At 65.1% G+C, this 21078-nt stretch carries 20 protein-coding genes; 17 read left to right on the top strand and 3 right to left on the bottom strand.

Translation table 11 applies throughout. From position 1 onward, the window contains the following. The first annotated feature begins 118 nt into the window (after nt 1-118). Nucleotides 119-394 carry a hypothetical protein gene (locus CV_RS17515; RefSeq protein ID WP_043596614.1) on the top strand — a complete coding sequence of 92 codons (276 nt, stop codon included), beginning with the start codon at nt 119-121 and terminating at the stop codon, nt 392-394. A gap of 153 nt (nt 395-547) precedes the next feature. Here the strand turns inward: CV_RS17515 and CV_RS17510 are convergent, their stop codons facing one another. Continuing rightward, a complete protein-coding gene (locus tag CV_RS17510; RefSeq protein ID WP_043596610.1) occupies nt 548-1384 on the bottom strand; it encodes an SPOR domain-containing protein in 837 nt (278 codons plus the stop codon). A gap of 132 nt (nt 1385-1516) precedes the next feature. Between CV_RS17510 and ndk the strand changes: the two genes are divergently transcribed. The 15 genes from ndk to CV_RS17435 all read left to right on the top strand — a co-directional run bounded on the left by ndk (nt 1517) and on the right by CV_RS17435 (nt 16865). Further along, complete coding sequence (gene ndk, locus CV_RS17505; RefSeq protein ID WP_011137089.1) at nt 1517-1942, top strand: nucleoside-diphosphate kinase; 426 nt, start codon at nt 1517-1519, stop codon at nt 1940-1942. Nucleotides 1943-2008: 66 nt separating this feature from the next. Further along, a complete protein-coding gene (gene rlmN / locus CV_RS17500; protein ID WP_011137088.1) occupies nt 2009-3103 on the top strand; it encodes a 23S rRNA (adenine(2503)-C(2))-methyltransferase RlmN in 1095 nt (364 codons plus the stop codon). A 32-nt stretch (nt 3104-3135) separates the two neighbouring features. Then, nucleotides 3136-3852, top strand: a complete 717-nt coding sequence (gene pilW / locus CV_RS17495) for a type IV pilus biogenesis/stability protein PilW (RefSeq protein ID WP_172539952.1) — start codon at nt 3136-3138, stop codon at nt 3850-3852. Between the two features lie 2 nt (nt 3853-3854). After that, nucleotides 3855-4790, top strand: a complete 936-nt coding sequence (locus tag CV_RS17490; protein ID WP_011137086.1) for a helix-turn-helix domain-containing protein — start codon at nt 3855-3857, stop codon at nt 4788-4790. Nucleotides 4791-4803: 13 nt separating this feature from the next. Then, a complete protein-coding gene (gene ispG, locus CV_RS17485) occupies nt 4804-6087 on the top strand; it encodes a flavodoxin-dependent (E)-4-hydroxy-3-methylbut-2-enyl-diphosphate synthase (protein ID WP_011137085.1) in 1284 nt (427 codons plus the stop codon). Between the two features lie 35 nt (nt 6088-6122). Next, entirely contained in the window at nt 6123-7394 is a 1272-nt protein-coding gene (hisS, locus tag CV_RS17480) for a histidine--tRNA ligase (RefSeq protein ID WP_011137084.1), read from the top strand. A gap of 17 nt (nt 7395-7411) precedes the next feature. Further along, the gene (locus CV_RS17475; RefSeq protein WP_011137083.1) at nt 7412-8041 is read left to right on the top strand and encodes a YfgM family protein; all 630 of its coding nucleotides are present in this window, start codon (nt 7412-7414) and stop codon (nt 8039-8041) included. A gap of 4 nt (nt 8042-8045) precedes the next feature. After that, nucleotides 8046-9185 carry an outer membrane protein assembly factor BamB gene (bamB, locus tag CV_RS17470; protein WP_011137082.1) on the top strand — a complete coding sequence of 380 codons (1140 nt, stop codon included), beginning with the start codon at nt 8046-8048 and terminating at the stop codon, nt 9183-9185. Between the two features lie 10 nt (nt 9186-9195). Continuing rightward, nucleotides 9196-10605 (top strand): ribosome biogenesis GTPase Der, encoded by a 1410-nt coding sequence (der, locus tag CV_RS17465; protein WP_011137081.1) that lies wholly within the window; start codon nt 9196-9198, stop codon nt 10603-10605. An 89-nt stretch (nt 10606-10694) separates the two neighbouring features. Continuing rightward, entirely contained in the window at nt 10695-10955 is a 261-nt protein-coding gene (gene hfq, locus CV_RS17460; protein ID WP_011137080.1) for an RNA chaperone Hfq, read from the top strand. Nucleotides 10956-11055: 100 nt separating this feature from the next. Continuing rightward, nucleotides 11056-12186, top strand: coding sequence for a ribosome rescue GTPase HflX (gene hflX / locus CV_RS17455; protein WP_011137079.1), 1131 nt, complete (start codon nt 11056-11058; stop codon nt 12184-12186). Further along, a complete protein-coding gene (gene hflK / locus CV_RS17450; RefSeq protein WP_011137078.1) occupies nt 12173-13399 on the top strand; it encodes an FtsH protease activity modulator HflK in 1227 nt (408 codons plus the stop codon). The genes hflX and hflK overlap by 14 nt, the downstream gene beginning before the upstream one ends. Beyond that, entirely contained in the window at nt 13396-14280 is an 885-nt protein-coding gene (gene hflC, locus CV_RS17445; protein WP_011137077.1) for a protease modulator HflC, read from the top strand. The genes hflK and hflC overlap by 4 nt, the downstream gene beginning before the upstream one ends. A 98-nt stretch (nt 14281-14378) precedes the next feature. Further along, entirely contained in the window at nt 14379-15530 is a 1152-nt protein-coding gene (locus tag CV_RS17440; protein WP_011137076.1) for an ATP phosphoribosyltransferase regulatory subunit, read from the top strand. 39 nt (nt 15531-15569) lie between these two features. Beyond that, entirely contained in the window at nt 15570-16865 is a 1296-nt protein-coding gene (locus CV_RS17435) for an adenylosuccinate synthase (protein WP_011137075.1), read from the top strand. A gap of 253 nt (nt 16866-17118) precedes the next feature. Here CV_RS17435 and CV_RS17430 read toward each other — a convergent pair whose 3' ends face one another. Both CV_RS17430 and CV_RS17425 read right to left on the bottom strand, forming a co-directional pair. Then, entirely contained in the window at nt 17119-17472 is a 354-nt protein-coding gene (locus CV_RS17430; protein ID WP_011137074.1) for a VOC family protein, read from the bottom strand. A gap of 60 nt (nt 17473-17532) precedes the next feature. Continuing rightward, nucleotides 17533-18774, bottom strand: coding sequence for a cytochrome-c peroxidase (locus tag CV_RS17425; RefSeq protein WP_043598245.1), 1242 nt, complete (start codon nt 18772-18774; stop codon nt 17533-17535). Nucleotides 18775-18943: 169 nt separating this feature from the next. On the opposite strand from CV_RS17425, the gene CV_RS17420 reads away from it, so the two are divergent. After that, nucleotides 18944-21046 carry an acid phosphatase gene (locus CV_RS17420; protein WP_011137072.1) on the top strand — a complete coding sequence of 701 codons (2103 nt, stop codon included), beginning with the start codon at nt 18944-18946 and terminating at the stop codon, nt 21044-21046. Nucleotides 21047-21078: the final 32 nt, after the last annotated feature.

The following is a 21078-nucleotide window of genomic DNA, read 5'->3' as shown; positions in this document are numbered from 1 at the left end:
GGCATGTTGTGCCGGGAAAATTGCGGAGGCATCAACAGCTGCCATGTCACGTCAGGGTTGCTTGTCTGTCGGCAGTCGCGGCTGAAGGATGTCTAAAGCTCATCCGCCTCGGGGCTCGTTGGAGGAGGATCTTCTGACCGGCCTGGCCGTCTATTGGAAAGGCGAAGGCAGGGTGCCGCGCGGCGATGGCATGAGCGCGGTGGCAAAACGCGGCGCGACGCGGCGGATCATGGACATCGTGCTCGATTTCGCCTGGGCGCTGCGGGATAGTGGCAGGCTCAGGCGGCTTTCCGTCGGCGGCTGCAGTGATTTCGCCATCTCATCCTGCTTGTTTCCCTGCTCGCTGCAGGGTTCCTCGCGGGGCTTGGAGTCGGGTGAGCGCCATGGTATTTGAGGGCGGGCATATGGCTTGCGGCGCCGAGGCGTCCTGTTTTGGTCGAGCCGCCGCGGCTTGCTCCTGCGTCCGACCCGGATCCGAGGCTGCGAGGCGGGCAGCAAAAAGCCCCGGGCTTTTGCCTGGGGCTTTCTCGTTGCGCGGTTCGGGGGATTATTGCCCGCCGGCGGCCAGCAGTGGAGAGTAGCCGAGCTCGCGCAGTTTTTTCATCGCCTCTTCCGCCTCGGCGCGGTTCTTGAACGGCCCCAGCTGCACGCGAGTGACGGTATGGGCAGCGATGCCGTGTTTCTGCAGGTCGCGCACCAGTTTCTGCGCATTGCTCATGCTGGAGAACAGGCCCAGCTGTACCTGGTAGCCGACTGAGCTGCCCGCCGGCTCCGCCTTGGCGGGGCTGGGGGCGGCCGCTGCGGGAGCGGGGCTGGCCTCCGTTGGGGCGGCGCTTTGCGGCGGCGTAGCTGTGGTTTCGGTGCGCGGCGCGGCGGCGCGCTGCGCCGGCGGCTTGGCTTGCGCTTCCTTGAATGGGGGCGTAGCGGGTTTTGCTGCCGGGGCTTGGGGCGCGGCGGCCTGTTGCTGGACGTGAGCGGCTGGCGGCGCTGCGCGATGCGAGGGCTGCTGGTTGGCGATGGCCGGCGTCTTGCTCAGGTCCGGCGCGGCCGGACTGGTTTCGGCGGGAGAGGCCGGCGCGCGATTGGCGGTTTCCGCCGCCGGCGCGCTGCTTTGGGCGATCGGCGAGCTGGCGGGGGCGACCTGGACGACGATGGCGCCGGCATCCGCCGACGAGGCCGGTTTGATGATCTTGCCGGAGCTGGGGCTTTGCGCGTCGCTGCTCATTTCCACCTTGGGCTTGGTCAGCGCGTCCATCAGCGGGATGGCTGCCAGCGCCACGGCGACCAGGCCGCCCGCGATCCAGAGCCGCTTTTTCAACTTGCCGCTGAGGTTGGATTCGTCTTCGCCGTCGTACGGCGTCTGCTGTTGATTTTGTTCGCGCATGGTGCCTGATCGGAATATGCAGCACGTGATTGAAAACGCTGCTAAAATAGCGGGTTCGTCAGAATTGGGTAACCCGAGTGGCGTCATAATACTCAAGTTTAGCCACTTGTCTTGTCGTTAGGGAGAATTTATATGGCAATCGAACGTACCTTGTCCATCGTTAAGCCGGACGCTGTAGCCAAAAACGTGATCGGCAAAATCTACGACCGCTTCGAGTCCGCGGGCCTGAAGATCGTCGCCGCCAAGATGAAGCAACTGTCCCGCGCCGAAGCCGAAGGCTTCTACGCCGTGCACAAAGAGCGTCCTTTCTTCAAGGACCTGGTCGACTTCATGGTTTCCGGCCCGGTGATGATCCAGGCGCTGGAAGGCGAAAACGCCGTACTGAAGAACCGCGAGCTGATGGGCGCCACCGATCCGAAGAAAGCTGAAGCCGGCACCATCCGCGCCGACTTCGCCGAATCGATCGACGCCAACGCCGTTCACGGTTCCGACAGCGTGGAAAACGCTGCCATCGAAGTGGCCTATTTCTTCGCCGCTTCCGAAATCAGCTCCCGCTGATTCAAAAGTAGTCGAATGACCGGAGGTCGCCGCTGCCGGCGGCCTCTTTTGCCTGTTGAGGATTGCATGAAAACCAACCTGCTCGACTTCAATCTGGACCAGCTGACGCAGCACTTCGCGGAGATGGGCGAGAAGCCGTTCCGCGCCAAGCAAGTGATGCGTTGGATGCACCAGATGGCCGAAGACGATTTCGACGCGATGACCGACCTCGCCAAGAGCCTGCGCGCCAAGCTGCACGAGCGCGCCGAAGTGCGCGTGCCGTCGCTGATGACCGGGCAGGCGTCCAGTGATGGCACCCGCAAGTGGCTGCTCGATGTCGGCACCGGCAACGGTGTGGAAACCGTCTTCATTCCGGAAGACGATCGCGGCACCTTGTGCGTGTCATCCCAGGTGGGCTGCGCGCTGGAGTGCACCTTCTGCTCCACCGGCCGCCAGGGATTCAACCGCAACCTGTCCACCGCCGAGATCATCGGCCAGCTGTGGTGGGCGAACAAGGCGATGGGCGTGACGCCCAAGAACGAGCGCGTGGTGTCGAACGTGGTGATGATGGGCATGGGCGAGCCCCTGGCCAACTTCGACAACGTGGTCAGCGCGATGCAGATCATGCTGGACGACCACGGCTACGGCCTGTCCCGCCGCCGCGTGACGCTGTCCACCTCCGGCCTGGTGCCGCAAATGGACCGGTTGCGCGAGGAGTGCCCGGTGGCGCTGGCGGTGTCGCTGCACGCGCCGAACGACGCGATCCGCGACGTGATCGTGCCGATCAACAAGAAATATCCGCTGTCGGAGCTGATGGCGGCCTGTCGCCGCTACCTGGAAAAGGCACCGCGCGATTTCATCACCTTTGAATATGTGATGCTTGACGGGGTCAACGATAGGCCGGAACATGCTCGCCAGCTGCTGGAGCTGGTGCGGGACGTGCCCTGCAAGTTCAACCTGATCCCGTTCAATCCTTTCCCCAACTCGGGTTATGATCGTTCCAGCAACAACGCGATTCGCATTTTCCGTGAAATTCTGCAAGAACAAGGTTACGTGGTGACCGTGCGCAAGACCCGCGGCGACGATATCGACGCGGCCTGCGGCCAGCTGGCCGGCCAGGTGCAGGACAAGACGCGGCGCCAGGCCAAGTGGACGCAGATCATAGAGGACAGGAAATCATGACGTCATGGCGGGGGAGATTGGCTGGATGGCTGTTGGCATTTGGCGTAATCGCCCCCGCCGCGGCGGATGGCAGCAATCCGTCGGAAGTGGCGAGGATCCGCAGCCAGCTGGCGGTGGAGTACTCCAGGATAGGCAATCTGAAGTCCGCGCTGGACAACGCCAACCAGGCGGTCCAGGCGGATCCCGCCTACATCACCGGCTACCTGAGCCGAGCCTACGTGCTGGGCCTGCTGCAGATGGACGACAAGGCGGAGCAGGACTACCAGCAGGCATTGAAGCTGGATCCGGCCAACCCGCAGGTCAACAATAATTACGGCCTGTTCCTGTGCGAGCATGGACGGCCGCAGGATTCGCTGGCTTTGTTCCAGAAAGCGCTGGCCAACCCGTTGTATGATTCGCCGCAATCGGCGTATCTGAACCTCGGCCGTTGCAGCGCCAAGCTGGGGCGGACCGACCAGGCGAACGACTATTTGCTGAGCGCCTTGCGCGTGGCGCCGAATTACGCGCCCGCCTTGAGCGAACTGGCAGAAATGCAACTGGGCCTGGGCAATGCCAAGTTGGCGGCGTTCTATTTCGAACGGCTGCGCAGCGGCGGCGGAATGAACGGCCTGGGCGCCGCCGAGCTGTGGCTGGGCGCCAGGATCGCCCGCAAAACCGGTAACGCCGCGCTGGAGCGCGCGTGCGGAAATGAACTAAAGAACCGGTTTCCGGACTCTAGGGAAACACAACTGCTGTTGAGTGGAAGCTGAGGATGGAAGAAAAACACGAATATCATGACGCGCCGGGGCACGGCGACATCGGCGCCACCTTGAAAGCCGCTCGCGAGGCGGCCGGTTTGGGCCTGGGGGAGGTAGCGGACAGGCTGAAACTGTCTCTCAGGCAGCTGGAGGCGATAGAGCGCGACGATTTCGACGCGTTGCCAGGCGCCACCTTTGTCCGCGGTTTTGTTCGCAATTACGCCAGGTTTCTGGAGGTGGATCCCGAGCCGCTGATGAAGGCGCTGGAGCAGCATTTCCCGTCTGCGGTCAATGACGTGGCCAATCTGGTCAAGGGCACGGCGGCGCGCGAACAGGCGCCTGAACCGGCGGAAGCCGTCGAGGAGGTTTCCGGGGGCGGAGGCAAGTGGGTGATCCTGCTGTTGCTGGCCGCGGCGGTGGCGGGCGGCGGTTACTGGTATGCCAGCCGCGACAGTTCTCCGGAGAAGCCGGCCGAGCATGCGGCCAACGAACTGGCGCCGATGCTGACCGAGCAGTCGTCCGCGCCGGCCGCCAGCGCGGCAGCCGCTTCCGAGCCGGCCAAGCCGGTTCAGGCCGCTAGGCCGGCCTCCGTTCCGACTGCGGCCGCGGCGAAGCCGGCCGCATCCGCCGCCCAAGCCGCAGCCAAGCCTGTGGCGAGCGCTCCGGCCAAGGCGGCCAAGGCGCAGCCAGCCAGCGCGCCGCAGTCGCAGGGCACGGACAAGGTCAGCGTCAACGTCAAGGACGCGGCCTGGGTATCGGTGCAGGACGCCGACGGCCGCAGGCTGATTTACAAGGTGATGCAGCCGGGCGATCCGGCCGAGGTGACCGGCACCGCGCCGTTCAAGGTGGTGATAGGCAACGCCAGCCAGGTGGAGCTGAGCTACAACGGCAAGCCGGTGGACCTGGCCGACAAGATCAAGGGCACCACCGCCAAGATTCAACTCAAGTGATGCAGGGTAGCGAATGGATAGCGTGAACATCGCGCGCCGCCCCACCCGCCTGGTGCGGGTGGGGCATGTTTTGGTGGGATCGGACGCGCCGGTGATGGTGCAGTCCATGACCAATACCGACACCGCCGACGCGGCGGGCACGGCCGAACAGGTATACCAGCTGGCGCAGGCCGGCTCCGAGGTGGTGCGCATCACCGTCAACTCGCCGGAAGCCGCGGCGCGGGTGGCGGAGATCCGCCAGCGGCTGGACGACCTGGGCTGCGACGTGCCCCTGGTCGGCGATTTCCACTTCAACGGCGATCGGCTGCTGAAGGAGTTCCCGGACTGCGCGCGGGCGCTGGCCAAGTACCGGATCAATCCGGGCAACGTCGGCAAGGGCGCCAAGGGCGACGACAAGTTCGCCTTCATGATCCGCACCGCGATGGAGCACGACAAGGCCGTCCGCATCGGCGTCAACTGGGGCAGCCTGGACCAGGCGCTGCTGGCGCGGATGATGGACGCCAACAACCGCGCAGCCAACCCGCTGCCGCTGCCCAAGCTGATGCAGGAGGCGCTGATCGTGTCGGCGCTGGAGTCGGCGGAGAAAGCGGTGGAAATCGGCCTGTCGCCCGACAACATCATCCTGTCGTGCAAGGTCAGCAATGTGCAGGACCTGATCAGCGTCTACCGCGAGCTCGGCGGTCGCTGCGACTACCCGCTGCACCTGGGCCTGACCGAGGCCGGCATGGGCAGCAAGGGCATCGTCGCCTCCAGCGCCGCGCTGGCCGTGTTGTTGCAGGAAGGCATAGGCGACACCATCCGCATCTCGCTGACGCCGCAGCCGGGCGAGGCGCGCACCAAGGAGGTGGTGGTCGCGCAGGAGTTGCTGCAGACCATGGGCCTGCGCAGCTTCACGCCGCTGGTCACCGCCTGTCCGGGCTGCGGCCGCACCACCAGCACCTTCTTCCAGGAGCTGGCCGATCATATCCAGAGCTATCTGCGCGAGCGGATGCCGGTGTGGCGGCTGCAGTATCCGGGCGTCGAAGACATGAAGGTGGCGGTGATGGGCTGCGTGGTCAACGGTCCGGGCGAGTCCAAGCTGGCCGACATCGGCATTTCGTTGCCTGGCACCGGCGAAGTGCCGGTGGCGCCGGTCTACGTGGACGGCCAGAAGGATGTGACGCTGAAGGGCGATAACATTCCGGCGGAATTCACCGCCATCGTCGACAACTATGTGAAAACGCGTTATGGCGAGGGCGGGGCCAAGCGCCGCGAGGTCGCCAGCCGCACGATTCCGATCCGGCCGGTGAAGGCCTGACGGAAACAGAATCCAGCTGATACAAGAAGATAGCAATGGCTCAGAAATACCAAGCGGTCAAAGGCATGAACGATGTGCTGCCGGCCGAATCCTACCAGTGGGAATACTTTGAAGAGGCGCTGCGCAAGCTGCTGGCCGACTACGGCTACCAGAACATCCGCACCCCCATCGTCGAAGGCACGCCGCTGTTCGTGCGTTCCATCGGCGAAGTGACCGACATCGTCGAGAAGGAAATGTACACCTTCGTCGACAGCCTGAACGGCGACAGCCTGACGCTGCGCCCGGAAGGCACCGCCGGCACGCTGCGCGCGGTGGTCGAGCATAATCTGCTGTACAACGCCACGCCCAAGCTGTGGTACATGGGCCCGATGTACCGCCACGAGCGCCCGCAGAAGGGCCGCTACCGCCAATTCCACCAGGTGGGCGTGGAGGCGCTGGGCCTGGCCGGTCCGGACATCGACGCGGAAATCATCGCGATGACCGCCGACCTCTGGCGCCGCCTTGGCATCAGCCAGTATGTGCGGCTGGAGATCAACTCGCTGGGCAACGCCGAAGAGCGCGCCGCCCACCGCGAGGCGCTGATCGCCTACCTGGAACGCCACGTCGACATCCTGGACGAGGACGGCAAGCGCCGGATGCACACCAACCCGCTGCGCGTGCTGGACACCAAGAACCCGGCCTTGCAGGAAATGGCCAACGCCGCGCCCAAGCTGTCCGACTACCTGGGCGAGGAGTCGCGCGCCCATTACGAGGGCTGGAAGGCGATGATCGCCGCGCTGGGCATCGAGTACATCGAGAATCCGCGCCTGGTGCGCGGCCTCGACTACTACAACCGCTCGGTGTTCGAGTGGGTGACCTCCGAGCTGGGCGCCCAGGGCACCATCTGCGCCGGCGGCCGTTACGACGGCCTGATCGAGCAGCTGGGCGGCAAGGCCGCGTCGGGCATCGGCTTCGGCATGGGCATGGAGCGCGTGCTGCTGTTGCTGCAGGACAAGGGCCTGCTGCCGGCGCAGCGCAGCGTCGACGTGTTTCTGGTCAACCAGGGCGAGGGCGCCGGCCTGTACTCGATGAAACTGGCTCAAACCCTGCGCGCCGCCGGCTATTCGGTGGTGCAGCACCTGGGCGAGGCCAGCTTCAAGTCGCAGATGAAAAAGGCCGACGGCAGCGGCGCGGAATTCGCGCTGATCGTCGGCGAAAACGAAATCCAGGCCGGTCAGGTGGTGGTGAAGGCGCTGCGCGCCGACGTCGCCCAGCAGACCGTGGCGGCCGATGCGGTTCTGGCCACCCTCGCCACTCTGAAAGCTTGATAGGAAGGGGGAACGCGATGGCGTTCGACTTGCAGGAACAGGAACAGATCGATTCTCTGAAGGCATTCTGGCAGCAGTGGGGCAAGCTGATCGGCGGCGCCGTGCTGGCCGTCAGCCTGGGCTACCTGGGCTACAAGGCCTACGGCATGTACCAGCGCGGCCAGTCCGAGAAGGCCGCCGCCGCCTATGAGGCCGTCGACGACGCGGTGGCCGCCAAGGACATCGCCAAGCTGAAATCCGCTGCCCAGCAGCTGCAGGGCGAATACGCCGGCACCCTCTACGCCAGCCGCGCCGCGCTGGTGCTGGCCAAGGCCGCCTTCGACAAGAATGATCCGGCGCTGGCCGCGAGCCAGCTGGAATGGGTGTTGAAGAACGGCAAGGACGAGGAGCTGCAGGCGATCGCCCGCTTGCGCCTGGCCTCGTTGCTGCTGGACCAGAAGAAGTTCGACGGCGCGATCGGCGAACTGAATCAGGCCCACCCGGCCGCGTTCGACGCCGAGTTTCTGGAGCTGAAGGGCGATGTGTTCGTCGCCAAGGGCGACAGCAACGGCGCGCGCGACGCCTACAAGGCCGCGCTGGCCAAGATGCAGGGCGAAAGCCCGAATCGCCAGCTGGTGCAAACCAAGCTCGACGCGCTGGGAGGCTGACCGCATGCGCCGCCATCTGTTGCTTACCGCCCTGACGTCCTCGCTGCTGCTGGCCGGCTGCGCCAGCTGGTTCGAGGGCTCCACCCAGTTCCAGCCGACCCCGCTGGCGGCGATCAAGCCGCTGCAGGCGCTGGACGTCAAATGGACGCTGCAGCAGGCCGCGCCGGCCGCCAGCTTCCTGCCGGTCTACGCCAACGGCAATGTGGTGACCGCCGACGCCGACGGCCGCATCCGCAGCGTGGACGCGCTGTCCGGCCGCGTGCAGTCCGACGTGGCGCTGAAGCGCGGGCTGGCCAGCGGGGTGGCCGTCAGCGGCGACACCGTGCTGGTCGGCAGCCAGGACGCCAAGCTGCTGGCCGTCAATCGCACCAGCGGCAAGATCCTGTGGGAACAGCCGCTGACCAGCCTGATGCTGGAAGCGCCGCAGATCGCCGGCGACATCGTCGTGGTCCGCACCAACGACGCCCGCCTGACCGGCTTCAGCCTGGCCGACGGCAAGCAGCAATGGTCGGTGGTGAACGTGCTGCCGCAGCTGACCGTGCGCAACAACGGCTCGATGCAGGCGGTGGGCAAGGAGGCGGTGATGGTGGGGCAGGCCGGCGGCCGCGTCGACATCGTCAATCCGCTTACCGGCAACACCATCTGGCAGGGCGCGGTGGCCACGCCGCGCGGCGCCACCGAGCTGGAGCGCGTCACCGACGTCACCAGCCGGCCGGCTTTCGACGGCGGCCAAGTGTGCGCGGTGGCCTACCAGGGCCGCGTCGCGTGCTTCGACGCCCGCAGCGGCAGCCTGCAATGGGGGCGCGAAGTGTCCTCCAGCCGCGGCGTGGCGGTGGACGCCCGCAATGTCTACGTGACGGCGGAAGACGGATCGATCTGGGCGTATGATCGCCAGAGCGGCCGCAATGTATGGAAAAACGACGACCTCAAATACCGCGACGTTTCCGGTCCCGCGATGATCGGGCGTTTCGTGCTGGTGGTGGACGGCGAGGGCTATGCCCATCTGCTGTCCAACGAGAGCGGAGGCATCGTCGGACGCAACAAGATCGGCACCACCGGACCGGTCAATCAACCGGTGTCGCTCGGCTCCTCCGCCCTGGTACAGGGACGCGACGGCCGCCTGGCGATGCTGAATCTGGGATAAGCAGTTTTAGATGAAACCTACCGTAGCGCTGGTCGGCCGCCCCAATGTGGGCAAGTCGACCCTTTTCAATCGGCTGACCCGCAGCCGCGACGCCTTGGTCGCCGACCAGCCTGGTCTGACGCGTGACCGCCACTACGGCCAAGGCCGCGTTGGCGAGAAACCGTACCTGGTGGTCGACACCGGCGGCTTCGAGCCGGTGGTGGACGAAGGCATCCTGTTCGAGATGGCCAAGCAGACGCTGCAGGCCGTCGACGAAGCGGATGCCGTGGTCTTCCTGGTGGATGGCCGCGCCGGCCTGACGCCGCAGGACAAGATCATCGCCAACCGCCTGCGCCAGCTGGACCGCCCGGTGTTCCTGGCCGTCAACAAGGCCGAGGGCATGAAGCACGCGATCGCCGGCGCCGAGTTCCACGAACTGGCGCTGGGCGAGCCGCTGGTGATCTCCGCCGCCCACGGCGACGGCGTGCGCGAGCTGATGGAGCTGGTGCTGGAAGGCTTCCCCGACGAAGTCGAGGAAGAGGACAGCCGCCATCCGAAGTTCGCGGTGATCGGCCGTCCCAACGTTGGCAAGTCCACGCTGGTCAACGCCATCCTCGGCGAAGAGCGGGTGATCGCCTTCGATCAGGCCGGAACCACGCGCGACAGCATCTATATTGATTTTGAGCGCGAAGGCCATACCTATACCATCATCGACACCGCCGGCGTGCGCCGCCGCGCCAAGGTCAACGAGATGCTGGAGAAATTCTCCGTCATCAAGACCATGAAGGCGATCGAGGACGCCAACGTCGCGGTGCTGGTGCTGGACGCGCAGCTGGACATCTCCGAGCAGGACGCCACCATCGCCGGTTTCGCGCTGGAAGCGGGCCGCGCCTTGGTGGTGGCGGTCAACAAGTGGGACAATCTCGACGGCGAGCAGAAGGAAAACGTGCGCCGCGAGATCGCCCGCAAGCTGAACTTCCTGGATTTCGCAAAGTTTCATTACATCTCGGCCATCGAGGGCCGCGGTGTGGCAGACTTGTTCAAGTCCATCGACGAAGCCTACCGCGCGGCGATGAGCAAGCTGGCGACGCCGAAGCTCACCCGCGTGCTGCAGGTGGCGCTGGAGCGCCAGCAGCCGCCGCGCTCGGGCCTGATCCGTCCCAAGATGCGCTATGCGCACCAGGGCGGCCAGAACCCGCCGGTGATCGTCGTGCACGGCAATGCGCTGGACAGCATTCCGGCCAGCTATACCCGCTATCTGGAACATACTTTCCGTAAAGTGTTCAAATTGCAGGGTACGCCGCTGAGAGTGCAGTACAAGTCGTCGGAAAACCCGTTCGACAACGACGAAAAGGACAAGCCGCGGGCCAAGCCCAAGCCGATGTCCAAGATGCGGGGCAGGGAAAAGGAAGTTCGCTACGGCAAAAACAGCAAGAAATAGTACGGCGGAATGTTTTCTGCTAAAAATAAGCAGGCCGCCGCGCTGTTTGCTGGACTTAATACAACAATCAACGATTCGGAGAAAAACGAATGAGCTCTAAAGGGCAAATGTTACAAGACCCCTTCCTGAATATCCTGCGCAAGGAACACGTGCCGGTTTCCATTTATCTGGTTAACGGCATCAAGCTGCAAGGTCAGGTTGAATCTTTTGACCAATACGTCGTTCTGCTGAAGAACACGGTCACCCAGATGGTCTACAAGCACGCCATCTCCACCGTGGTTCCGGCCCGCCCGGTCAATATCCCGCACGAGCACCCGGCGCAAAAGCAGGAACAGGCGCAGGACGCCTAAACCGTCCTCGCTTCGCCGATCGGGCCGATTGGCCGCATCTCAGGATGCGGCCTTTCGGCCTTTGTCATTTATCGCCGTACTCACGAATGGTTAGCAAACAGTGTTTGATCGTCCCGACTTAGGCGACCAGGCCATCCTGGTCAGCCTGGATTTTGGTGATGCCGACTACCAGGAAAGCGTCGCGGAATGCGCCGAGCTGGTGCGCGGCAGCAAGGTGGAAATCCTGGGCATGGTGCAGGGCAAGCGCCAGCGCCCGGATGCGGCGCTGTTCGCCGGCAAGGGCAAGGTGGAGGAGATTGCCTCCATGGTGCGCGCCACCGGCGCCAACGTGGTGATCTTCAACCACGCGCTGTCTCCGGGCCAGGAGCGCAATCTGGAGCGCGCGCTGCAATGCCGCGTGATCGACCGCAACAGTCTGATCCTGGACATCTTCGCCCAGCGCGCGCGCAGCCACGAAGGCAAGCTCCAGGTGGAACTGGCCCAGCTGTCGCACTTGTCCACGCGCCTGGTGCGCGGCTGGACCCACCTGGAGCGCCAGAAGGGCGGCGTGGGCTTGCGCGGTCCCGGCGAAACCCAGCTGGAAACCGACCGCCGGCTGCTGGGCATCCGGGTCAAGGCCTTGAAGGACAGGCTGGCCCAGGTGCAGAAGCAGCGCAATACGCAGCGCAGGAGCCGAAATCGGGCCGGCGTCTCCTCGGTGTCCATCGTCGGCTACACCAACGCCGGCAAATCCACGCTGTTCAACGCGCTGACCAAGGCCAACATCTACGCCGCCGACCAGCTGTTCGCCACGCTGGACACCACCAGCCGCAAGCTGTTCCTGAACCACGATTGCTCGGTGGTGCTGTCCGACACGGTCGGCTTCATCCGCGACCTGCCCCACACCCTGGTGGCCGCCTTCCGCGCCACGCTGGAGGAGACGGTGCAGGCCAATCTGCTGCTGCACGTGGTGGATTGCGCCAACGAGACGCGCGACGCGCAGATCGACGAGGTCAACAAGGTGCTGGCCGAGATCGACGCCGACGGTATTCCGCAGCTGATCGTGTGGAACAAGGGCGACTTGCGCGAGCTGCCGCCGGAGATCGAGCGCGACGAAGACGGCGTTGCCGTTGCCGTGCGCGTGTCGGCGCTGAAAGGCGAGGGCCTGGAACTCTTGCGCGAGGCGATTGCCGAACGGGTGCAACCTTTCGCAAACAACCATAAAGAACCATACGAGCATGTCGCAGAATGACCCGAACCGTGGCCGCAACGGCCAGAATGGGCCACCGGACCTCGATGAAGTGTTCCGTGATCTGAACCGAAAACTTTCCCGCCTGCTGGGCGGCAAGCCCAACAACGGCGGCCAGGGCGGCAATCAGGGCAACCGTCCCGGCGCGTCGTTCACCCCGCCGTCGTACAAGGGCGGCGCCGCCGTCGTGGTCGGCGTGCTGGCCGCGCTGTGGCTGGCCAGCGGCTTTTACATCGTCGATGCCCGCGAAGAGGGCGTGGTGCTGCGCCTGGGCAGCTACAACCGGCTGACTGAGCCCGGTTTGCAGTGGCATGCGCCGTATCCGTTCGAGAAGGCGGAGATCGTCAACCTGACCGAACTGCGCAGCGTCGAGGTCGGCTACCGTGGCAGCGCGCAGAACCGCGTGCCGGAAGAGTCGCTGATGCTGACCTCGGATCAGAACATCATCGACGTGCAGCTGTCGGTGCAGTACGACATCAAGGATGCGCGCGCCTTCCTGTTCAACAACGCCGCGCGCGAGCGCGACGGCAAGGACTTGGTCAAGCAGGCCGCCGAAACCGCGATCCGCGAGGTGGTGGGCCGCAACAAGGTGGACTTCGTGCTGAACGAGGGCCGCGCCCAGATCGCCGCCGACGCGCGCAAACTGATCCAGGACGTGCTGGACCGCTACCACGCCGGCATCCGCATCGCCAAGGTCAACATCAACGACGTGCAGCCGCCGCAGGCGGTGCTGGCCGCCTTCGATGACGCGGTGAAGGCCGGACAGGACAAGGACAAGCTGCGCAATGAAGGCATGGCCTACGCCAACGAGGTGGTGCCCAAGGCCAAGGGCATGGCCTCGCGCCTGGTGCAGGAGGCCGAAGGCTACCAGCAGCAGGTGGTCGAGCGCGCCCAGGGCGATGCCGAGCGTTTCAAACAAGTGTTGCCTGAATACAACAAGGCACCCAAGGTCATGCGCGACCGGCTGTACCTGGACATGATGCAGCAGATCATGAACAACAGCAGCAAGGTGCTGGTGGATCAGAAGGGCGGCAACAGCCTGCTGTACCTGCCGTTGGACAAGCTCGCTCAGATGGCGTCTGCCAACGCGCCGGCTCCGGCGCAACCCTCCGCAACCCCGGCTCCGGAGGCTGCGGCCCAGCCGGCTTCGCCGCCGGCGGCGAAGAACGGGCGCGACGCGTCGCGCGGTCGTGATTTCTTTGGAGCGGAGCGATGACTGAAAGACTGATTCCCACCCTGGCGGCGGTGGTCGGCGCGCTGTTCGTCGCCAGCCTGTCGCTGTTTACCGTCGATCAGCGCCAGTACGCGCTGGTTTTCCAGTTCGGCGAAGTCGTGAAGGTGATCTCCGAGCCGGGCATCCAGTTCAAGATTCCGTTGCTGCAGAACGTCCGCTATTTCGACCGCCGCGTGCAGACCATAGACGCCGAGGCGCCTGAGCTGTTCAACACCCGCGAGAAGAAAAACGTGCTGGTGGACAGCTTCGTGAAGTGGCGTGTTGTGGATGTGTCACAGTTCTACAAGAGCGTCGGCTCCGAGGCCGCCGCGGTGGCGCGGCTGAAGCAGACCATCAACGACGGCCTGCGCGCCGAGTTCGGCCAGAAGACCGTCGCGGACGTCATTTCCGGCCAGCGCGACCAGGTGATGGAGACGGTTCGCAAGCGCGCGGACGCGGATGCGCGTAAAATAGGCGTGGAAATTCTCGACGTGCGCTTAAAACGAGTCGATTTTCCGGATAAAATAAGCAGTTCCGTCTACGACCGCATGCAGTCCGAGCGCCGCACCGTGGCCAGCCAGCTGCGCAGCGAGGGCGCGGCCGACGCCGAACGCGTGCGGGCCGAAGCCGACAAGCAGCGCGACGTGATCCTGGCCGAAGCCTACCGCAAGGCGCAGGCGCTGAAGGGCGCGGGCGACGCCAAGGCGGCGGCGATCTATGCCGAGGCCTATGGCAAGAACCCCGAGTTCTACGCCTTCTGGCGCAGCATGGAGGCGTACAAAGAGTCGTTCAAGAACAAGAGCGACGTGATGGTGCTCGACCCAAGCAGCGACTTCTTCAAGTATCTGAAGAATCCGCAGGCGGGGCAGGGCAAGAGCAAGTAGGCGACAATTGATTTTTTGAGAAGACTGGCCGGGGCGACCTGGCCAGTTTGCTGATGACAAGGCGGGTCCTTCCCCGCCTTTTATTCTGTTGAAACGAAATGCGTAATTGGCTGTTACCCGAATACATCGCTGACATCCTGCCGGCCACCGCGCGCCAGGTGGAGTCGGCCAAGGCCGCGATGCTGGAAGGCTTTCGCGTGGCCGGCTACGAACTGGTGCTGCCGCCGCTGATCGAATACATCGACTCGCTGGTGAGCGAAGGCGACGACACGCTGGACCTGAAAACCTTCAAGCTGGACGACCAGCTGTCCGGCCGCCAGCTGGGCCTGCGCGCCGACATCACGCCGCAGGTGGCGCGCATCGACGCCCACCTGCTGGGCGAGCGCACCGGCGTCACCCGCCTGTGTTACGCCGGCAGCGTGGTGCACAGCCGCCCGTCCGGCCTGACCAGCTCGCGCGAGCCGCTGCAGGTGGGCGCCGAGCTGTACGGCTACGCCGGCATCGAGGCCGACCAGGAGATCATCGAGCTGATGCTGGCCACGCTGGAAAAGGCCGGCGTGAAGAAGCTGCGGCTGGATGTCGGCCATATCGCCATTTACCGCGGCCTGGCCGCGGCGGCCGGGCTGTCGCCCGAGGTCAGTCGCGAGCTGTTCGGCCTGCTGCAGAACAAGGACGCCGCCGGCATCGCCGCGCGGGTGGCCGGCGTGGCCGAGCCTTACAAGAGCGCTTTCCTGGCGCTGCCGGAACTGTACGGCCCGGCCGCGGTGCTGGAGAAGGCGCGCACCCGGCTGCCCTCGCTGCCTGAAGTGGAGCTGGGCTTGATGCAGCTGTCCGCCATCGCCCGCGCGATGGAGGGCAGGGTGGAGCTGAGCTTCGACCTGGCCGAGCTGCGCGGCGACTTCTACCACACCGGCCTGATGTTCGCGGCCTACGCGCCCGGCTGGTCCGACGCGATCGCCCGCGGCGGCCGCTACGACAATGTCGGCCGCCGCTTCGGCCGCGCCCGTCCCGCCACCGGCTTCAGCCTGGACCTGCGCGACCTGTTGCGCATCCTGCCGGAGCGAGACCCCAGCCGTGGCATCCGCGTCTCCGCGCGGCATCTGCCGGCGGCCGCCGCGGAAGTGTCGAGGCTGCGCGCCGAAGGCGAGATGGTGGTGGTGGATTATCTGGGCGAATCCGCGGCCGCGCTCAATTGCGACCGAGAGTTGGTTCCCGCTGCCGATGGTTGGCAGCTGGCGCCGTTTCATTGAATTTTTGTTTGAATCTGACTGACGAAGAGGTTTTTTCCAATGTCCAAGAACGTTGTCGTGATTGGCACCCAGTGGGGTGACGAAGGCAAAGGCAAAATCGTTGACTGGCTGACCGACCACGCGCGTGCCGTTGTGCGCTTCCAAGGCGGCCACAACGCCGGCCACACCCTGTGGGTGAATGGCAAGAAAACCGTCGTGCGCCTGGTGCCGTCCGGCATTCTGCGCCCGGATGTGGAGTGCTTCATCGGCAACGGCGTGGTGCTGTCGCCGGAAGCGCTGCTGAAGGAGATCGACGAGCTGGAGGCCGCCGGCGTCAACGCCTCCGCCCGCCTGAAGATCGCCGAAGGCTGCCCGCTGATCCTGCCGTACCACATCGCGCTGGACCAGGCCCGCGAAGCCGCCAAGGGCGACGCCAAGATCGGCACCACCGGCCGCGGCATCGGCCCCTGCTACGAAGACAAGGTGGCCCGCCGCGCGCTGAAGGTGATCGACCTGTTCGATCCGGCCCGCTTCGAGACCAAGCTGAAGGAAAACGTAGACTACTACAACTTCCTGCTGACCAATCTGTTCAAGGCCGAGCCGGTGAGCTATGAAGCGATCCTGGCCGACACCATGAAGATGGCCGAGCGCATCAAGCCGATGGTGGCCGACGTGTCCCGCACCCTGTACGACCTGGACAAGGCCGGCACGCCCATTCTGTTCGAAGGCGCGCAGGGTACGCTGCTGGACATCGACCACGGCACTTACCCGTATGTCACCTCGTCCAACTGCGTGGCCGGCGCCGCCGCGCCGGGCGCCGGCGTGCCGCCGCAAATGCTGAACTACGTGCTGGGCATCGTGAAGGGCTACGCCACCCGCGTCGGCTCCGGTCCGTTCCCGACCGAGCAGGAAAACGAAATCGGCGCCTTCCTGGCCAAGCGCGGCAACGAGTTCGGCTCCGTCACCGGTCGTCCGCGCCGCTGCGGCTGGTTCGACGCCGCCGCGCTGAAGCGCTCGATCCAGATCAACGGCGTGTCCGGCCTGTGCGTGATGAAGCTGGACGTGATGGACGGCCTGGAAGAGATCAAGCTGTGCACCGGCTACATGCTGGATGGCCAGAAGGTCGACATCTTGCCGTTCGGTTCCGATGCCGTCACCAAGTGCGAGCCGGTGTACGAAACCCTGCCGGGCTGGACCGGCACCACCGTCGGCGTCAAGCGCTGGGAAGACCTGCCGGCCAACGCCCAGGCTTACCTGAAGCGCATCGAAGAAGTTTGCGGCGCGCCGGTCGACATCGTGTCCACCGGTCCGGACCGCGAAGAAACCATCGTGCTGCGCCACCCGTTCGGCCTGTAAGCCGAGCGCTGGTTCCCGCTGTTGGAAAGCCCACCGCTTGCGGTGGGCTTTTTGTTTGCCTGCTGGGGCCTGCTCATGAATGGCTTCCGGCGCCGGACGCGGCAAGTCGGCCCCGCGGGGGCGCGGGCACGGCTGTTTTTATGCTTCACGGTGCCGGCGCATTGTCCGCCGGTGTTTGAAAATATGCCGGCAGGCGATGCTGCGGAAGGGTGTTCTACGGGATCAAGCGGCTGTGCGGAGCCCGTCGGGAGGCTCAGTCCAGATGCTGGAGGATATTGATCAGTTGGCCAAGCGGATCGCGGACGAAGAAGCGGCGCACGCCCCAGGACTCCACGGCCGGGCCGTACACGACAGGGATGCCTGCGCCGCGAACCCTGGCCAGCGCCTGCTCCACATCGTCCACTTCCACCGACAGCGCCGGCACAGGGGTGCCGGAGCCGCCTTCGCTGGCGAAGCTGAGCTGCGGCTGCATCGAGGCATCGGATGCGTAGATGCGGATCCAGCCCTGGTCCATCACCATGTCCAGACCCAGCACATTGCGGTAAAAGCGTTCCGCTTCGGCCGGGGAGGCCGTGGCGATATTGGCGACGATGCGCAGCACTTTCATCGGGGGCTCCCGCGGGACGGAGTCGATGATTCAGGATAGCCGGGCAGGCCGCGCTATCGCTCAGCTTTTGCCGTGGCGCGCCGGCTTGTAGCCGTCGTTCAGCGTTTTCAGAAAAGCCAGCATGTCGTCGATGTCGCGCTCGTTGAACATCGGCTTGCCGCCCGCCTTGCCGCCGAATGGCGCCTCCATGTTGACGTTGGCCTGATAGCGCGCCGGCAGATCGTCGAACTTGGCCACTTTGCCGTCCTTGCCTTTCGGATACCACTTTTCCGGACGCGTGTCCCGTTCGGCATAGAAGCGCAGCACCTGGCGCAGATCGTGGAAGCCGCCGTTGTGGAAGAAAACCTTGCGGGTGGCGACGTTGCGCAGGCTGGGGGTGCGGAACAGGCCGCAGTAGTCGGCGCGGTTCTTGAAGTCGGTGCGCGCCGGCCCGCACAGGCCAAGGTCGAAGTAATGGCTGTCGCGGTTGGCGGCGAGCTGAGAATTGCGCGGTGCGCCGACGGCGATATGGCCGTAGTCGCTGAATTGCGGGAAGGCGCCGCCTTCGCTGCGCTGGCTGATGTGGCAGGACGCGCAGTTGCCTTTGCCCGGATCGTTGAAGGCTTTCAGGCCGCGTGCCTCCTGCGCGCTCAGCTTGGCCTGGCCACGCAGGTAGGCGTCGTATTTGCTGTCATAGGGATAGAACTCGCGCGGATTCTGCTGGAACACTTCCAGCGCCAGGGCGGCCTTGTCGAAAGCCTGCGCGGGGCGGCTGAAGATGTCGTCGCCGAACAGGCTCCTGAAGCGCGCGGCGGAAGATGAGCGCCGCAGCTTGCCGACGACTGCTGCCGGCGTGCCGTTGGCCATCTCGTTGGCGGCTAGCAGCGGCATCGCGGCCTGGGCGTGGGCGGAGTCGGCGCGGCCGTCCCAGGTGTAGCCGCCGGTGGGACCGGCATCCTCGCTGTCGTTGCCGTCGTTGTCGTGGAAGTGTTCGCTGAAGGGCGGCACGGTCTGCAAGTAGCGCAAGGACGGCACGGCGCGGGTGCCGGGCTGCTTGCCATCCCGGCCGCCCAGTTGCGCGGGCAGGCCGTTGGGCGGGCCATAGGCATGGTCGGGACTGTGGCAACTGGCGCAGGACATCTTGCCGGAGGCCGACAGCGAGCGGTCGAAGAACAGCTGGCGGCCGAGCGCTTCCAGCTGCTTGGCGCTGACAGGGCGCGGGCCCGGCGCGTAGCTGGCGCCTTGATAAGCTGGTTTGGCGGGCGCGCCGGCCGAGATGAGGCTGGAGCAGGACAGCAGGATGAGCGCGAGGATTCGTTGCATGGTGACGGCGTCGATTGCGGTGGCGGGACTGTACTTCGGCTTCATGACAGAAAGATGAAAATGGAAATACAGCGTCTGTTTATACGGAAAATACTAACAGAATGTAAATGTAATGTAACATGCCGTCGCGATACTTCGCATTTTACCTTAAACAGCAAGGAAATCCGTGATGCAACGTTTAGCCTGTGGGCTGGCGCTGACCGTGATCGGCGCCGCCGTTTTGAGCGCCTGCGGCAGCGCCGGCGGCTCGGCCTCCACCAGCGGGGTGGTGACCGGCAGCTACTTCCGCCATGCCAAAGTCTGCCTCGATCGTAACGGCAACGGCCGCTGCGACAGCACCGAAATCTCGACCTACACCGACGACAACGGCGCGTTCAGCCTCAATGGGCAGGGCGATGTGGTGGTCGAAGTGGGAACCGATGCCGTCCGCTACGATCCCGACGCCAAAACCGCGACGCCGGTGACCGACCCCTTGGTGTTCCGCGCGCCGGCTTCCGCCCCTGGCGTGGTCAGCTCGTTGTCCACGGAAGTGGCCGACCTGATGGACGGCGGCATGGACCTCGCCAGCGCGCGCGGCGCGGTGGCGGCCCGAGTGGGCGTGCCGGCGGATAAGCTGTTGGGTGACCATAACAAGGAAAGCGATCCCGACGTCAAGGCGGCGTTGAAGGCGGCCATCAACCAGAACATCGACGCCATCGCCGGCGCGATGAAGGAGGCGGGCGCAGGTGGCGACGTCAAGGCCAGCCTGCACAAGCGGATGGCGCTGTCCGACATCAAGAACGTGGTGGTGATCTACGCCGAGAACCGCGGCTTCGACAATCTGTACGGCCTGTTCCCCGGCGCCAACGGCGTGCCCGGCGTGAATCCGGCCTCCAAGGGCGGCTACGTCGCGCAGAAGGATTTCGACAACTCGGTTCTGCCGGCGCTGCCGCCCACCTGGGGCGGCCTGACCGCCGCCGGCCAGCCGGTGACGCTGAGCCAGGCGCAGACCATAGGTTTCGCCAACAAACCGTTCCAGATCGACGATCCCAACGGCCTGAACGGCACCGGCGTGGCGGTGCCGCAGTCGGTGGTCACCCGCGACCTGGTCCATCGCTTCTACAATAACCAGATGCAGATCAACGGCGGCGCCAACGACAAGTTCGCCGCCTACTCCGACGCCGGCAGCCTGTCCATGGGGTATTACGACGGCAGCAAGATGGCGATGTGGAAGCTGGCCCAGCAATACACGCTGGCCGACAACTTCTTCATGGGCGCTTTCGGCGGCTCCTTCCTCAACCACCAGTACCTGGTCTGCGCCTGCGCGCCGCAGTATCCGAATGCCGATGCCTCGCCGGCCAAGGGCAGCATCTCGGCGATAGACGTAGACGGCAACGGCAACTTCATCCGCCTGACGCCGGCCGCCAATGCGCCGGCATCGGTGCTGTCCGGCCCGGCCAAGTACCTGAACGACGGCAATCTGACGCCCAAGGACGCGGCCGGCATGTATTACGCGGTCAACACCATGCAGCCGGCGTTCCAGCCCAGCGGCAACGCCCCGGCTTCCGGCGATGCCAGCGGCCTCTACGCCGACCCGGCCAAGGCCAACACCTTGCCGGCCCAGACCCAGGCGACCATCGCCGACAGGCTGGACGCCAAGAAGGTGAGCTGGGCCTGGTATGCCGGCGGCTGGGCGCAGTCCACCGCCGACCGCAGCAAGATCTACAATGGCAGCGTGCCGAATTTCCAGGCCCACCATCAGCCGTTCAACTACTACGCCGGCTTCGATCCTTCCAAGCAGGCGGCCTATCGCGGCCAGCACCTGAAGGATTTCGACCAGGACTTCCTGGGCGCGGCGGCGGCGGGCACGCTGCCGCAGGTGGCGTTCTACAAGCCGCAGGGCAATCTGAACCAGCATGCCGGCTACGCCAGCGTGGCCGATGGCGACGCCCACATCGCCTCGGTGATCGCCAAGCTGCAGCAGAGCCCGCAGTGGAAGAACATGCTGGTGGTGGTCACCTATGACGAGAACGGCGGCTTCTACGATCACGCTGCGGTGCCCAAGGGCGACCGCTGGGGCCCGGGCACCCGCATCCCGGCCATGCTGATCTCGCCGTTCGCCAAGAAAGGCTATGTCGACCACACCCAATACGACACCGCGTCCATCCTGCGCTTCCTGACCCGCCGCTTCGGCCTGCAGCCGTTGCCGGGCGTGACCGCGCGCGACGTCGCGCTGGTGAGGAATGGCGGCAAGCCGATGGGGGACTTCACCTCGGCGTTGACCTTCAACTGAGCCGCTGCGTGCAGGTGATGACAGGCCGCCCT

Origin of the sequence: Chromobacterium violaceum ATCC 12472 (assembly GCF_000007705.1) — a bacterium.
Taxonomy (GTDB): Bacteria; Pseudomonadota; Gammaproteobacteria; order Burkholderiales; family Chromobacteriaceae; genus Chromobacterium; species Chromobacterium violaceum.
Note: the sequence above shows the minus strand (reverse complement) of the source record. Positions and strands in the feature narration are given on the sequence as shown.

Coding starts and splice junctions, on each gene's coding strand:
- der (WP_011137081.1), top strand. CDS start 9,196: ATGAAACCTACCGTAGCGCTGGTCGGCCGCCCCAATGTGGGCAAGTCG.
- CV_RS17420 (WP_011137072.1), top strand. CDS start 18,944: ATGCAACGTTTAGCCTGTGGGCTGGCGCTGACCGTGATCGGCGCCGCC.
- CV_RS17435 (WP_011137075.1), top strand. CDS start 15,570: ATGTCCAAGAACGTTGTCGTGATTGGCACCCAGTGGGGTGACGAAGGC.
- ispG (WP_011137085.1), top strand. CDS start 4,804: ATGGATAGCGTGAACATCGCGCGCCGCCCCACCCGCCTGGTGCGGGTG.
- hflC (WP_011137077.1), top strand. CDS start 13,396: ATGACTGAAAGACTGATTCCCACCCTGGCGGCGGTGGTCGGCGCGCTG.
- hisS (WP_011137084.1), top strand. CDS start 6,123: ATGGCTCAGAAATACCAAGCGGTCAAAGGCATGAACGATGTGCTGCCG.
- CV_RS17490 (WP_011137086.1), top strand. CDS start 3,855: ATGGAAGAAAAACACGAATATCATGACGCGCCGGGGCACGGCGACATC.
- ndk (WP_011137089.1), top strand. CDS start 1,517: ATGGCAATCGAACGTACCTTGTCCATCGTTAAGCCGGACGCTGTAGCC.
- bamB (WP_011137082.1), top strand. CDS start 8,046: ATGCGCCGCCATCTGTTGCTTACCGCCCTGACGTCCTCGCTGCTGCTG.
- CV_RS17430 (WP_011137074.1), bottom strand. CDS start 17,472: ATGAAAGTGCTGCGCATCGTCGCCAATATCGCCACGGCCTCCCCGGCC.
- rlmN (WP_011137088.1), top strand. CDS start 2,009: ATGAAAACCAACCTGCTCGACTTCAATCTGGACCAGCTGACGCAGCAC.
- CV_RS17475 (WP_011137083.1), top strand. CDS start 7,412: ATGGCGTTCGACTTGCAGGAACAGGAACAGATCGATTCTCTGAAGGCA.
- hfq (WP_011137080.1), top strand. CDS start 10,695: ATGAGCTCTAAAGGGCAAATGTTACAAGACCCCTTCCTGAATATCCTG.
- CV_RS17440 (WP_011137076.1), top strand. CDS start 14,379: ATGCGTAATTGGCTGTTACCCGAATACATCGCTGACATCCTGCCGGCC.
- CV_RS17510 (WP_043596610.1), bottom strand. CDS start 1,384: ATGCGCGAACAAAATCAACAGCAGACGCCGTACGACGGCGAAGACGAA.
- hflK (WP_011137078.1), top strand. CDS start 12,173: ATGTCGCAGAATGACCCGAACCGTGGCCGCAACGGCCAGAATGGGCCA.
- CV_RS17425 (WP_043598245.1), bottom strand. CDS start 18,774: ATGCAACGAATCCTCGCGCTCATCCTGCTGTCCTGCTCCAGCCTCATC.